The sequence below is a fragment of the Amycolatopsis coloradensis genome (assembly GCF_001953865.1).
Taxonomy (GTDB): Bacteria; Actinomycetota; Actinomycetes; order Mycobacteriales; family Pseudonocardiaceae; genus Amycolatopsis; species Amycolatopsis coloradensis.
In genome coordinates this window covers 100,865-114,831 of the sequence record NZ_MQUQ01000011.1, presented here as the reverse complement: position 1 = coordinate 114,831, position 13,967 = coordinate 100,865, and the positions used below count along the sequence as shown (strand labels likewise).

Annotated in this window: 13 protein-coding genes; 4 read left to right on the top strand and 9 right to left on the bottom strand. The window is 66.8% G+C overall.

What is annotated here, in order from left to right:
• Positions 1-285 precede the first annotated feature (285 nt).
• A complete protein-coding gene (locus BS329_RS20855; protein ID WP_143253134.1) occupies positions 286-1,716 on the top strand; it encodes a neutral/alkaline non-lysosomal ceramidase N-terminal domain-containing protein in 1,431 nt (476 codons plus the stop codon).
• Positions 1,717-2,471: 755 nt separating this feature from the next.
• On the opposite strand, the gene BS329_RS20845 is transcribed toward BS329_RS20855, so the two are convergent.
• Both BS329_RS20845 and BS329_RS20840 read right to left on the bottom strand, forming a co-directional pair.
• Positions 2,472-3,047, bottom strand: a complete 576-nt coding sequence (locus BS329_RS20845) for a tetratricopeptide repeat protein (protein WP_076162923.1) — start codon at positions 3,045-3,047, stop codon at positions 2,472-2,474.
• A gap of 181 nt (positions 3,048-3,228) precedes the next feature.
• Entirely contained in the window at positions 3,229-4,182 is a 954-nt protein-coding gene (locus BS329_RS20840; protein ID WP_076162922.1) for a GlxA family transcriptional regulator, read from the bottom strand.
• Positions 4,183-4,253: 71 nt separating this feature from the next.
• Between BS329_RS20840 and BS329_RS20835 the strand changes: the two genes are divergently transcribed.
• Positions 4,254-5,093, top strand: a complete 840-nt coding sequence (locus tag BS329_RS20835) for an alpha/beta fold hydrolase (RefSeq protein WP_208619245.1) — start codon at positions 4,254-4,256, stop codon at positions 5,091-5,093.
• A 750-nt stretch (positions 5,094-5,843) separates the two neighbouring features.
• On the opposite strand, the gene BS329_RS20825 is transcribed toward BS329_RS20835, so the two are convergent.
• From BS329_RS20825 to BS329_RS20815, 3 genes are all read right to left on the bottom strand, one after another.
• Positions 5,844-6,317 (bottom strand): VOC family protein, encoded by a 474-nt coding sequence (locus tag BS329_RS20825; RefSeq protein WP_076162920.1) that lies wholly within the window; start codon positions 6,315-6,317, stop codon positions 5,844-5,846.
• Positions 6,318-6,375: 58 nt separating this feature from the next.
• Positions 6,376-6,585: a hypothetical protein gene (locus BS329_RS20820; protein WP_076162919.1), complete on the bottom strand. Its 210-nt coding sequence runs from the start codon at positions 6,583-6,585 to the stop codon at positions 6,376-6,378.
• Positions 6,586-6,674: 89 nt separating this feature from the next.
• Positions 6,675-8,024, bottom strand: a complete 1,350-nt coding sequence (locus BS329_RS20815; protein WP_076162918.1) for an FAD-binding oxidoreductase — start codon at positions 8,022-8,024, stop codon at positions 6,675-6,677.
• Between BS329_RS20815 and BS329_RS20810 the strand changes: the two genes are divergently transcribed.
• Positions 8,023-8,895, top strand: coding sequence for an SDR family oxidoreductase (locus BS329_RS20810; RefSeq protein ID WP_244197242.1), 873 nt, complete (start codon positions 8,023-8,025; stop codon positions 8,893-8,895). The genes BS329_RS20815 and BS329_RS20810 overlap by 2 nt on opposite strands.
• Before the next feature lie 16 nt (positions 8,896-8,911).
• On the opposite strand, the gene BS329_RS20805 is transcribed toward BS329_RS20810, so the two are convergent.
• Both BS329_RS20805 and BS329_RS20795 read right to left on the bottom strand, forming a co-directional pair.
• Positions 8,912-9,952, bottom strand: coding sequence for a LuxR C-terminal-related transcriptional regulator (locus BS329_RS20805; protein WP_158075819.1), 1,041 nt, complete (start codon positions 9,950-9,952; stop codon positions 8,912-8,914).
• 390 nt (positions 9,953-10,342) lie between these two features.
• Complete coding sequence (locus tag BS329_RS20795; RefSeq protein WP_076162914.1) at positions 10,343-10,840, bottom strand: cupin domain-containing protein; 498 nt, start codon at positions 10,838-10,840, stop codon at positions 10,343-10,345.
• A gap of 165 nt (positions 10,841-11,005) precedes the next feature.
• On the opposite strand from BS329_RS20795, the gene BS329_RS20790 reads away from it, so the two are divergent.
• On the top strand, positions 11,006-11,464 hold the full coding sequence (locus tag BS329_RS20790; RefSeq protein WP_076162913.1) for a MarR family winged helix-turn-helix transcriptional regulator: 459 nt from the start codon (positions 11,006-11,008) through the stop codon (positions 11,462-11,464).
• 24 nt (positions 11,465-11,488) lie between these two features.
• Here BS329_RS20790 and BS329_RS20785 read toward each other — a convergent pair whose 3' ends face one another.
• Both BS329_RS20785 and BS329_RS20780 read right to left on the bottom strand, forming a co-directional pair.
• Positions 11,489-12,799, bottom strand: a complete 1,311-nt coding sequence (locus BS329_RS20785) for an amidohydrolase family protein (RefSeq protein WP_076162912.1) — start codon at positions 12,797-12,799, stop codon at positions 11,489-11,491.
• A gap of 97 nt (positions 12,800-12,896) precedes the next feature.
• Positions 12,897-13,922, bottom strand: coding sequence for a LacI family DNA-binding transcriptional regulator (locus BS329_RS20780; protein ID WP_208619243.1), 1,026 nt, complete (start codon positions 13,920-13,922; stop codon positions 12,897-12,899).
• Between the last annotated feature and the right edge of the window lie 45 nt (positions 13,923-13,967).

Here is a 13,967-nt window from a genome sequence, read left to right as displayed (position 1 = left end):
CAACACTCGCTCGTCGGCAGGACAGTGCATCCTTTCTAGAGGCTCGAGGCCATGTAGGCAGAGACGACGCGGCTCGTGTGTTGATCGAGTTTCTTGCGTGCCCGGTCATATCGCATGGTGGTACGCGGGTTGGGAGCGGCTTGTACGTCACGTAGATCGACTCCGGGATTCCGCGTTTGTAACACGAGCCGGCTGTCGCTCGACGAGGGAAGCGGCTGGCGCTGTAGCTCCTTCGAGCGGTGAAGGACCTGACTCATACCTCACACCCATGCACAAGGGGGCAGGATGGAGATCCCGAGAAGACCGGTGCTCAAGGGCGGCGTGATGATGGCTGGCTACGGGCTCGCCGCACCGTGGCTGCAGCCAGGCCGGGCCGACGCGGCAGCTGTTCCTTTGGCGATCGCGGTCGGCAAGGTCGATATCACCCCAGGCCTCGGAATCGCGCTGGCCGGGTATGCAGGCGACGGTCCCCGCGCGGCGACCGGTGTGAACCGGCCGCTGTATGCGCGGTGCACGATCATCTGGGACACGGGCGTCCCGAACATCATCGTGACCGCAGACGTCCTTGCCTTCCCGCCCAGCATCCATCGAGCGATCCGTTCGCGGATCACCGCGCTTGGCGTCGCGTCGTCGGATTTCGTGCTCACGGCGACGCACACCCACAACGGCCCGGTGATCAACGATGACGTCACCGCGTACACCCTCTACAACATCGCCGACCCGTCGCCGGAACGGGACACAATTCGGGCCTACGCAGCCCGGCTACAGGATCAGATCGTGGACCTGGTCCGCGAAACGCTCACAGAAACTCCGACCGCGTGCACCCTTGACTACCAAGTCGCCGATGAGGACTTCTCCTACAACAGGGAGGGCCTATCCTCAGTGGAGCGCGATCTGCCGGTCCTGGTCGCCCGCACGCTTGACGGTGCCGCCATCGCCGTACTGTTCGGCTACGGCTGCCACCCTGTATCCGGCCCCGGCGAGACCTTGATCGACCCGGACTACACCGGATTGGCCGTTTCAGTAATCGAAGACAACGCCGGAATTTTCGCGCAGTTCCTCACCGGAGCGGCCGGCGACCAGAATCCCCGCAACGCTTCCAGTTGGCCCGCACTGGCTGCGGACGGCACCGACCTCGGCCAAACTGTGCTCACCACGCTCGCCACGCCAGGCCGTCCGATCAGCGGGCCCATCCTCACCGCGTACCGCGACGTCGACATCAAGCTGGACATCACCGACACGCCCGATAACCTCGCAGTTGCCCGTGCCAACTTCGCCGTTCGCCAGGCGAACTCGCCGGGGTGGATCAGCCGGCACGCCGAGAGCATGATCAACCAGATCGACGCACACAGCTTCACGTTCAGCACCCCGGTACCGGTACAGGTCTGGCGCTTCTCCGGTGGCACGCCGCTGAGGATGGTCATGATCGGCGGTGAACCGGTGGCAGGCTACGCGGCCCATTGCCGTGACAACTACGGCGGCAGCGACGGCATCTGGATCAGTGGCTACGCCGGCGAGGTACCCGCCTACCTGCCCAGCGACGAACTGCTGACCACCGGTGGCGCGTGGCACTATGCCTGCGGCTGGTCCACCGACTACCCGGGCATGGGCGGCGGTGCGATGTGCGCTTACGGCCTCATCGCCCACTACCTGCGCAACGCCCAAGGCAACGGCGTGGAACACACGCTGATCGCCGCCCTGACCTCAATGCTGTAGATGCCGATGAGCCGGATACCGCTCGTGCTCGTGTCACACGTAGCAGCTGACGCGCTCACGACGACCGCTCATCGGCATGAGGGTACGTACTTTTGTGACGCCGCCGGTAGATCGATGCCTGCGCCTTGCGGAGAACCAGCCCTGTTCAGCGAACTACGGGAGGTCAGGTTCAGCGCAAGGCCTCCACCGGGCCGCGTCCGGCATGGCCGGGAGTACTTTCGAACCGCCGGAGGCCAGGATGAGGTCGGGGGCATCCGGGGCGATCAGACGTGGGTGAAGCCTCTCGACCCATTCCGCGTGGGACGCCACCGCACGTTGCAGGACAAGCCAGGAGCGACAGTTGTCCAAGAGCGTCCGGTCGCCCGCGGGCCGGCTGCCGGCGACCAGCCGCCGCAGATCGACGCTGTAGCGGGCGTCGTCGAGGTCCAGGACAACATGAACCCACATGCAGCCGTCCCGTCCGTCGCAGCTCCACTGGTAGGCCAGACCACCCCCCACGTACACCACTCCGGCGACAATGACCGACCGGCTGGGGAACTCACCCTCGGTGAGACCCAACCGATCCGACACAGGACCGAACTGACGACGAACCTCGGACTCGAACGTCTCGCCCTTACGTCGTTTACGTGCCTTGGCCATACCCCGATCATTCCAGCGAACAGCGCCCGAGCGCTGCGCATCGACCGCCCGGCGGCATGAGCGGACATCAGACGTCACGCGGCCGATCGCCGCGTGGACTCTGGCACCGGCTGCGATCAGCTGTCTGCGAAATCACGCGCCATCCGTCGGCTCAGCCCTATGGCATAGGGCCTGTCGTTCGCATGTTCGTACGCCACGATCACCGCCCGCCAATGATTTCGGGCTTGCGCCAGGTCTCCTTGGTCCCTGGCCGTCTTGCCGAGCTGTTCCAGGGCGCGTGCCTCGCGGCGGTGGTCGCCGATCTCGCGACAGATCGCCAAAGCCTCGAGGTAGTGCGTGCAAGCCTGGTCATGGTCCTTCTGACGGCGAGCCATCGTGCCGAGATTGTGCGCGATATCGGCTTCACCGTGCCGCTTGCCGAGGAGGCGGTAGAGAGCGAGCGCGTCGCCGTAGCGGACACGGGCAGTGCTGTAGTCACCCTGCAGGCGCAGGATCGAACCGAGGTGGTGCAGCGCACGGGCTTCTCCTCGGCGGTCACCGAGCGCGCGATACACGACCAGGGCTTCGTGATAACAAGTCCGGGATGTGTCGAAGTCGCGCTGATGACGAGCGGCCCTGCCCAGGCCGAGAAGGGCCGTCGCCTCGCCGGCTCGGTCTTTCAGTTGCCGTGCCGCATGGAGGGCTTGAACCATCGAACTTCCTGCATCCGGCGCACGTACAACTCAATCTGGGCCCGCCGAGCCGCCAGCGGGGCGAGTCGCGTTCATTGCACCAGGTGAAGAAGATCCGCAGGTCCGACTCCGAATGCGTCCGCGCGGTCACGAACAGTCGCTGTTGGTGCTCCCAGCGAGGTTGTCGTGAGCCGGGCCGGGTCTATCGGGCTTCGCCGAACGTCTGTCGGTAGGCGCCGGGTGTGGTGCCGAGGTGTGCTCGGAAGCGGCGGCGCAGGTTGACGGCGGAGGCGAGTCCGACCCGGGTGGCGATGGCGTCCACGGGGAGGTCGGTTTGTTCCAGCAGTACCCGTGTCGCGTCGAGGCGCTGGTCGAGCAGCCACTGTCCGGGGCTGGTGCCGAGCTGTTCGGTGAATCGCCGGGTGAGGGTTCGGCTTGATACCCCGGCGCGTTCGGCGAGCCTGCCGACGGTCAGTGGAGTGCCGAGCCGGGAGGTGGCCCACTCCAGCAACGGCGCCAACGACTCGTCTGCCCTTGCCGGGGCGGGCTGGGTGGCGTACTGGAGCTGGCCGCCCTCCCGGTGTGGCGGCAGCACCATGTTGCGCGCGATCTCGGCGGCGTAGGCCGCGCCATGGTCGGACCGGACGAGGTGCAGGCACAGGTCGATGCCCGCGCCGGTTCCGGCGCTGGTCGCCACGTCGCCGTGGTCCACGTACAGCACGCCCGGGTCTACCTGCACCTCGGGGAAGGTGGCGGCGAGTTGGGCGGTGTGGCGCCAGTGGGTGGCGGCGCGGCGGCCGTCGAGTAGTCCGGCCTGCGCGAGGACGAACGCCCCCGTGCAGATGGCGACGATCCTCGTTCCGCGCTGGTGAGCGGCCCGCAGTGCCTCGGTGACCGCAGGCGACACTGGTGTGCCGGGTGGCTGCCAGCCGGGGACGACCACGGTGTCTGCCTCCTGCAGGGCCGCCAGTCCCACGTCGACGTGCACCGTGTAACCGACGGTGGTCCGCAGCGGGCCGGGGCGCTCGGCGCAGATCCGGAAGTCGTAACGGGCGGGCACGCCCGGTGGGACGCTGTCGAAGACCTCACCGGCGCAGGCGAGTTCGAAGGGTGACTGGGGTGCGTTGAGCAGGGCCACCACTCGGTGACGGTTCATGGCGGAAAAGTACCCATGAATGTCTTTGTTGACACTCGGCCGCGAGGCCGTCTCCGGGTCACAGTGGTGCCATGGGTGCAACGACGGAAACGGGTGTGCTGAGGACCACGGTCCAGGTCGACGGCGAAACGGTCAGCTACCTGACCGCGGGGCAGGACGGCCCGGCCGTGTTGCTGCTGCACGGAACGTATTGGAGCCGGGTGTGGCTTCCGGTACTGGGCCGCCTCGCGAAGGCGGGACTGCGGCCCATCGCCGTCGACTTCCCCGGGCTGGGACGCTCGGGAGGCGCGCTCACCCTGGAAACGGCCACGGTTCCGGCCCTTGCGGATTGGGTGGCGCGATTCGTGTCCGCGATGAAGATCTCCGAGCCGATCGCCGTGGCCGGTCATGACATCGGCGGCGCCGTCGCCCAGCATCTCCTGGCTCACGATCGGCTGGCGGTGTCCCGGCTGGTTTTGGTCAACTCCGTCACCTACGACTCCTGGCCGGCGCCCCACGTGGCCCGGCTTCTGGACCCGGTGGTCGCTGCGGCGACCACCGCCGGTGAATTTCTCGCCGCCCGGCGGGAGGCCGTGACGACGGATCTGGCCGGTGCCGCCACCGAGCAGCGGATCGCCGACTATCTGGATCCGTGGACTGATCCGCGGGTCCGCCGTTCGTGGTTGGCCATGGCGGGCGCGGCCGAAAGCCGCTACACCCTTGACCTCGTCCCCGCGCTGAAGCGGTCGACGACGCCCAAGTTGCTGATCTGGGGCCAGGACGACCGCTTCGAGAAGGTGGAGTACGCCGAGAAATTCGCCTTGGAAATCCCGCAAACCACCCTTCTGCGTATTCCGGACGCGACACACATTCCCACTGAGAACGCCCCCGACCAGATCGCCCGCGCTCTCATCGAGTTCTTCGTCGCGTAAACCTCGAACCACTGGCCCACGACTGGACGTGGCTCACCGAAACCGAGAACGCCCCGTCCGCACTTGCCCGCATCTCCAGCCCGTCATTTCGTTCAATCGCTGAACGGAAACTGATAACGCTGAGCACGTCGGAAACTGCCTGTTCCGCGCCGAGAAGATCTCGACAGTCAAACAGGACGCGCCCCCGGCGAGCGACCATCACCGGCCAAAAGCGCAAGCAGCGGCCGCTTCTTGAGGCCGGTGTTAACGCGGGGCTTTGCTGTTATCGCGTCGCTGTCAGTGTGGTGGCTCGGCTAACGTGACCGAGTCGAGCATCCAGGTTTCCGAAGGACCGTCCAGCCGATCATGAGTACGTCGTACGTCTACCAGATCACCAAGTACGACTCAGCCGATCGCGACAAGTGGGGCGCGTACTGCGGTTCCGAGGACGTGTCGAGCGACCACAGCCCGGCGAAGGCCGCCTACCTCGCCGCCGTGACGGCCTTCGCCGAAGACACCAGCGTGCCCCTGCTGACCATCCGCGACCCCGAGGTCCACCGGATTCGTCGACTTCGGAACAGAGCCTCCCGTCGACGGCCACGGACTGCACGGACTGTTCCCCTCCGACCTCACCGGCTACCACGACGCGCGCAGACTCCCGTTGGCATCGGCTCACGCCGACACGGTGCCGACCTTGGGTCCGCGTGTCCTGCGCCGATGACCCACCACGGGAGTTCCGCCGCACAGCGGAGGCGAACATCGCCGGACCGATCAGCCCCAAAGCTCCTGGATACGGGAGAAGATTTTCTGGTTGTGGGCGAACTCGACGGTATTGCCGTCGGGGTCGGTCACCGCGGTGGTGTAACCGATGTCTTCGCCCATGTCCATCGGCTCCCAGCGAGGGGGGCTGCCGATCTCGTGTGCTCGCGCCGCGATCCGATCGACGTCCGCACGATCAGGCACCTCGATGCCGAGGTGTGCCCACGGCGCGAGGATCGGCATCTTCGCGCCGCCGGACGGAACGCCGAAGCGCAGCCCCGCGTCTCCCAGAAACTGGCCGAGCACCAGTACGAACGGTGTCTCGACCTGTCCTTTGTTGGACAGCCACGCCACGCGCATGTTCTCGCCGTTCACCCGCCGGACGACGACCAGCGACGTCAAGCGTTCGTAGAACTCGACCGACCGATCGAGTTCGCTGACCGGCAAGGCCACATGCGTCCATCGCGGCTCGTTCAGCTCTGTCATCGCGTATCTCCTTGTTCGGGGGAAAAGGGGAGGTGACGTCGAATCCGCCTCGCGGGAATCATGGCTGCTCGAAGACGGGCGCGAGGTCCAGGCCTTCGCGGAAGCGGAAGATGTTGCGACACGGCAGGCGTAGCGTGCGTCCGTCGTGGCGCCGGTATTCCACTTCCAGCGCAACGACAGCCACATCCGGCTCGGGCTGCCACAGATCCAGGATTCCGTGCCGCACACCGGCGATGGACTGGTTGTAGGCGTGAGACGCCTCTATCACCGCTTCGAGGCCACGCGTTCATTAACTTGTCTGATGTGGTGTGAGCACGACAACGGTGTCCGCTTGAATCGCAAGATGCCCCGGCTCGGTCATCCGGCCGTCGGGTTGTGGATGACGGCGCCGGGGTCATAGCGACGGGCAACGTCATTCAGGAGAGCCAACGCCTCAGTGCTGAAGAAGCGCTCCGCGTCCCGGTCGCCGGCGTTGGCGAACGAGCGAAGGGTCCGTCCTGTCGCCACCTGTCGCACCGCGTCGTGGATGCGTGCTTGTTCGATGGCTAGAGCACCGAAGTCTTCCTCGCGGAAGAGCAGGCCGACAGTCTCGAGGAGGAATTCACCTTCCACTCGGTTCATCGGCGTCGAGGTCGCGGCCGACCGGGTCAGTGCTCCGCCGAGATGACGGATCTCGGTCAGCATCAACGGGCCGGCGTCCGGGCCGAGGTCGGTCAGCACGTCCAGCGCCGCGTCCGGCAGGTCGGTCAGCAATTCGGTGCGCGCACGAGTGGGCGCCGGGTCGGTGGGGACGCCGGCCACGTCGAGGTCGTCAGGTTTACGTGGTACGAGGGTGTCGCTCAGCGGCTGGGCGAGGTCAAGCAGTGGACGCAGTAGCCGCCGCGTCTCCTCCTCTTCGCCGAGATGGGCGACCGTCAGCGTGACCACGCGTCTCCCCCGGAGCGGCTCAGGCACCGACGGCAGTGACGGAACCTGTTGTACCCCAAGGGTGGTGGTCATCTCGTCCGGCAGGGTCGACGTCCACGAACGGAAGGCGCCGAACAGTTCGGGCGCGGATTCGGCGGACCAGATCAGCTGTCCCGCGCAGAGAACGGGAGCCGGGACGAGCTCGATCTCGATCTCCGTCACCACCCCCGGCGGTGTCCCTCCCCCACGCAGCGCGCACCACAGGTCCGGATACCGATCTCGGTCCACGCTGAGCCGCCGCCCGTCACCGGTCACCAGCTCGGCGGCCATCAGACGGTGCGCGGCGAGGCCGTGGCGTCGGGCGAGGAGGCCTAGTCCGCCGGTGAGCGTGTAGCCGGTCGCCCCGACACCGGGGGCGGTACCGGTCAACCCACTGAGTCCATGCGGGGCGCAGGCTCGCTGCACGTCCCGCCACGAGACGCCCGGCCCGAGACGAGCCCTCCGCCGGCTCGGGTCGACCGTCACGCCGCGGAGCGCACCCGTGCGCAAGAGGATCGCTCCGTCGAGGGAGTCGATCGCGCCGTGGCCGGTGGCCTGTACCGCCACCTGCCTGCCTTGCCTGGCCGCGAAGCCGACCGTGGCGGCGACGTCCTCGACGTCGGCGGCGACCACGACCGCGACCGGTCGTTGTTCCACCGTCAGACTCCATGGCCGGGTGGCGGACGCGAATCGTTGGTCACCCGGCTCGATGACAGCGCCCTGGACGGTTTCCCGCCAGCGAGCCAGTTCGTTGAGCACCATGTCGCGATGTTGGCATCCAGACCGTACCGGCCGACATCCCGTAAACGCGGGATTCATGATCAACCCGCCGAGGGGCACAGTTGCCCGCAGCACTCGGGTGGGCCGGGTCGCCAGCTCGGATTCGCACGAAGGGACCCTTGTGAACATCACCGACTCGGTAGCCCTGGTGAGCGGGGCCAACCGCGGCATGGGCAGGGTCTATGTGAGCGAACTTCTCAATCGTGGCGCGGCCCGCGTCTACGCCGTGTGTCGCGACCCGCGAACCCTGGATCCCGCTCACTCCGGTGACGAGCGCGTTGTTCCGGTCTCGCTTGACATCACCGACGCCCATGGTGTCGCCATGGCGGCGGCGAACGCGTCGGACGTGTCGTTGTTGATCAACAACGCCGGCAGTTCGTTCATCGAGCCGGTGGTCTCCGGCGAACTCGACCGCGTCCGCCGAGAGTTCGAGACCCATGTGTTCGGCACATTAAACATGGTGCGTGCCTTCGCCCCCGTGCTCGCGGCGAACGGTGGCGGAGCGATTCTGACGATGCTCTCCGCACTCTCTTGGGTCGACTACTACGGTCTCGGTTCCTACACCGCCGCCAAGACCGCCCTCTGGGGCCTCAATACCGCGATCCGGCACGAGCTGGCAGCCCAGCGGACACAGGTCGTCGGCCTGCACGTCGGCGCGACCGACACGGACATGACGGCCGGATACGAAATTCCCAAGGTGGCGCCGGAGGAGGTCGTGGCCGCCGCGCTGGACGGAGTGGCGGCCGGGTCACTTGAGGTGCTGTTCGGCACGGAAGCCGAGGAAGCGAAGAAGGCACTCGCCCGAACTCCGGAACAGCTTTATCCCGGCAGCGTGCCCGGCACCTGGTCGTGACTCGAAGGCTTCGTGGTCATCCCCGGTTTCCGGCCAGTACGGCGGAGAGTTCACTGCGGCTGTTGACCCCGAGCTTGCTATAGATCGCCTTGAGATGGTCCGACACGGTGTGACGGGTGATGAACAAGGCATCGGCCAATTCGAGGTTCGTGAGACCGTTGGTGACCAGCGCGGCGACTTCCCGCTCACGATCGGAAAGCTGGTGTGCCCGCATCAACAGCGGGCGCAGATCGGTGCGCCGGGCGGGTTCGATCGTCATCACCATGGCTCCCACCCCCAGTGGAGCGGACTCCGACAGCGAGGCGATATCGAGGACCAGCCAGGTCCCGTCATCGGCGCGGATACGCAGCCGGGGTGACGGGAGCGACGAACCGCCGGGTGTGGCACGAGCCGCGACGGCGTAAATGAAGCCGGGAAGCGCGTCTCCACCGGGAACGGCCTGCGGAAGCCGGGACAACCAGCGATCCGCCGCGGGCGTCGACGCGACCAGGCCGAGCGCACGATCGAGGATCACCGTCCCCGCCTCGTCGTCGCTCGACGGCGCCCCTGCCGGGTCGATCGTACTGCGCCGCAGTCGGCGACCCAGGGTCGACGCGATCTTCATCAGCGCTTCGACGTCGGCCGCGGTGAAAGGGCGACCGCCGTCGCGGTAAAGGTGCAGCATCCCCCAGCACACGCCGTCGGCGGCGAGCGCGACGGACAGGCCGTCACGTAGTCCGCCGGGTTCGGCGATCTCCCACCAATACGACTCGCGCCGCGGCGCACCCTCGGCGTCCACGCGGGTAAAGGCGAATCCCCGGTCGGTCAACTCCGCGAACTCGCCCGACGACGCCCACGCTTCGTGCACCCTGCGCTGTTGCCGCCCGATGACCGGGTTGTCGGCCACGGTCCACGAGGGAACCCAGGTCAGCGGGTCAATCAGATTCCAGCACATCGAGTCGAAGCCCACGATCCGGCGGAGGTCGGACACCGCCGCCCACTGGAAGTCCTCACACGTGGACCGCTGCCGCGCCAGCCGGTCGATCGCCGCGTACGCGCTGTCGGTCGACCGTCTCATCGACACGGTCATCGGCCGGTCACCGTGCCCAGCATGTCGCGCCACCGCTCACCGATCATCGATCCGCAGACCGGCCTCATCGGCGAACTCGTACCGATTTGCCTGCCCTTCAAGGGGATCCAGGGATTCGGTGAAGCCCGGCCCATGGTCAGGAGCGTTGTGCCAGGCAACAGTGTCACACCGGTGTCCGTCATCGCCGGGATCCCCTTCGTAGCTCAGGTCTTGCCGCCAAACGACTGCAATCGTTTGCACGACGCCCGGGTGACTCCCGCCACAAACGGAACCCGTTAGGGTCGAACCGAAAAGGCAAGCCGGGCCGAACTCGATGGTCCAGGGCTCTACACGCGCGGCGGTGCGCGACGTTCGGCGCCACCACCCGATCCGGTGAACCTACCGACCGGCGACCGGGGCTCGATCGAGCACGTGCACACCGATCCGCTTGAGCTGGTCGTGACCATCGGTGTCCTTACGGGAGTCGGCTTGGCCGACGTTCAGAAAGTAGTCCTGGCTGTCCGCAGGACTCCACAGGAGAGTCACGTCCCCGAGTCCGTCGATGCTCTGGAAGGTGTGAGGCACATTGCGCGGTCCATATACGACCGCCCCAGGACCGACATCGAAGATTTCGGCCGTGGCGAGAGAGGACCCGCCCGTCCAGAACCGGAAAGCACCACCGTTGATGATCCAGATCTCGTCTTCGTTGGTGTGCACATGAAAGGGTGGCGCGGCATCAGCCGGAATCTCGCGCTGCCGGATCATGAGGAACTGCCCACCGGTCACTTCGGCCCGAAGAGGAAGCTCGAACGTCGTGTTGTAGTACTCGATCTTCTCGACATTCTCCGGAGTAGAGAAGGTCGGGATACCGTGAGCTCGACTTCCGTTCTTTCCCATCGTTGGACTTCCTTCGCTCTTACGCCGACCACACGTCGACTCGGGAGACGGAGCTTCGAACTTTACCTGCCTGCGCAGACAGTTATATCACCTTTCCTCCTCGGTCGCACTCTCCCTCCGGCGTGCGGCACGACAGCGGCCGAGGACACGGCCTAGGGTGATGCCGTGACCGAGGGACGACTGAACGCACTCGAAGAGGAAGCATGGGGCGGCTTCCTGCGCACCCACGAGCGCTTGTGGCGCCAACTCGAAACGGGCCTGTCGGCGGTGAACGTCAGTCTCGCCGAGTACGACGTACTGCTCGCACTGGACGCCGCCGGCCCCGGAGGTCTACGGATGTCCGATCTCGCCGAGCGCCGGCTGATGTCGACGGGTGGCTTCACACGGCTGGCGGACCGATTGGAACGGCGCTCTCTGATCGAGCGGCGCCGATCCGCAGTGGACGGTCGAAGCCTGGACGCCGTGCTGACCGACGAAGGGCGCACACTGCTGCGGCAGGCCCGGCGGCAGCATCACAGCGATCTGCGCACGCACTTCTTCGAGCGACTGAACACCGATGATCTGCGACAACTCGCGGACATCTGGACGCGGCTCGATTCCGATCCCGCCACCGGGAACTGCTGACCCGCGCAGCGTCGAGGGTGTCGATCACCGTTGCGGTGGAACGGTGGAGCGAGGTACAGGACCGAGACGGGCGGCAGCGACCTGAAGGCCCTCGATCAGGTGTCGCGGGTCGTCCACCAGCGCGCCACCGCGCACGACCGGGCGCCCGGCCCGGTAAACCGCGTCGATGTGGCGGCGGTCCATCTGCGACACAACGGTGCCGGCCGGGTCGAGCACTGGCGTGACGTCGAGGTCGTCAGCCCGCAGAACGACCAGATCGGCGTACTTGCCGGGCGTCAGGGTGCCCGTACTGGCGTCGAGGCCCAACGCCGCGGCGCCTTCCCGGGTGGCCAAAGCCAGGACCTCGCTCGCGGTCAGCTCCCGGCCGGAGTCCGCGCCGCGGCCGAACGCCCGGCCGACCTGCAACGCCGCACGCATCTGCGTGAAGAAGTCGGCCGCCACGGTGACCTCGGCGGAGGTGCTCAGGCTGAGCGGCAGCTCCGGCGGGGTCCGGCCCACCATGGGGATGCCGTGACCCATCAGCATCTCGATTCCCGGCGCGACGGACAGCGTCCCGCCGCTTTCGGCGATGATCCGCAGCTCGTCCACGGGCAGCGCGTTGCCGTGGATGAACGTCGTACCCGCCGAGAGCACTCCAAGACTCCGAAGCCTCGAGATCGGGGTCATGGCACCGATGTGACGCGCCGTGCGCACCCCGAGATCCCGCGCCAGCGCAGCGTTGCGGTGCTCCGCGTCGTCATCGCCCCACTCGGTGAGCAGTGCCAGCGTCACATCGGCGGTGTCGTCGGGCAACAGGTCCGACCGGACGCGCCGGACGTCGTCAGACAACCCGGCACCCTGCTGCGCCATCAGCGAGTACGGCTTCCCGTAGGCGAACACGGCCCGCACCCCGGACTGGCGCAGAGCGGCGACCGCGGCGTCGGTGTGCTCCGGGCTCTTCTGGATGTTGGCGATGTCCTGGACGGTCGTGATGCCGGCCAGGAGTGCGCTGCGAGCACTGGCCAGCGTCCCGAGGTGTACGTCGTCGGGAGTCACCCGGGAACCGACGTGCCCGAGCACGTCGACGTAGTACTGCTCCAGGGTGTGGTGCGGCGCGCCGCCCCGCACCAGCACCTCCCACATATGGCGATGGGTATCGACGAAGCCCGGTATCACGATGCGTCCCGTCGCGTCGACGATCTCTACATCGGCACCCGGACTCACCTCGATCGTCGCGGCTACCGCGCTGATCCGGCCCGCCGTGATGAGCAGGTCGCCACGAGCCAGGTCGCCGATCGCCGGATCCATGGTCAGGATCGTCGCCCCGCGTAACAGCGTCGCACCCGTGTCCTTCATCGGAAATCCCTTCCCCCAGTAAGCGCTCAACCTACTGCAATCGTTTGCAACGCGCCACGGCGAAGGCCCGGCCCCGCCGAGGCATGCGACGTTAGAGCTATCCAGGAAACGGAATGGTCGTGTCGCGGACCATGAGGGAAGGCTTCAACACCACGGAAGATTTGCGTCGGAACTCGCCCCGCATCACTTCCACCAGCAACCGGGCGGCCTCCACCCCGACTTGGCGGTGCGGTATGGCCACTGTTGTCAGTGCCGGGGTGACGCGGTCCATCAGCATCATGTCGTTGAAGCCGATGACGCTCATATCGCGCGGACAGCACAGACCCGCCTCGAGGAGGGCGTCCACGCAGCCGAGAGCGATCAGGTCATTGCCCGCGACAACGGCCGAGAAGGACACGTCCTCGCGCAACCGGTCCCTCATCGCCTCACGGCCCGCCTCGAAGGTGAAGGAACCACACACGACCACCTGCCCGCGCACCTTCGGCAACCCGTACTTGCCTACGCCTGCCACGAAGGCCTGCTTGCCCGCCCGGCCCGTCGATACGTCTTGCGGTCCCGCAAGAAGGGCGATCCGCCGGTGCCCGAGCCCGATCAGGTGCTCCAGCGCGAGCCGCATGCCGCCGGCCTCATCGACCCGGACCGAGGGAACATCGGATCGAGCGGCTCGGCGATTGGCGAGCACGAACGGCGTGACGGTTCCCTGCTTCTGCATCAGGTCGATCACCGGATCGTTCAACCGCGCGGTCGCCAGGATGAGACCATCCACATTGCGTTGACGGAACGCCGACACGGCTTCTTCATTCCTCGCGCTGTCGTCGTCGGTGTTCACGACCCAAGTGCTGTAACCCTCGCCGCGGAGCACCTCCTCCACCCCACGCATCATGGGCGGGAAGATCGGGTTCATGATGTCCGGAATGAGCATCCCGACCGCACGCGAGGTGGCTGTCTTGAGCGTCCGGGCTGCCATGTTGGGCGTGTAGCCGAGCTCCTTCGCAGCGCTTAGCACCCGTTCGAGTGTGTCGGCCTGGACCAGGTACCGGGAAGCCTCGTTGAGTGCCCGGGAAGCCGTCGCCACATGAACGCCGGCCCGGCCCGCGACGTCCTTGAGTGTTGCCCGATGCACCCGGCGATCGTACCCGGACATCACCGGTGGCGCGGGTGCTGTCGA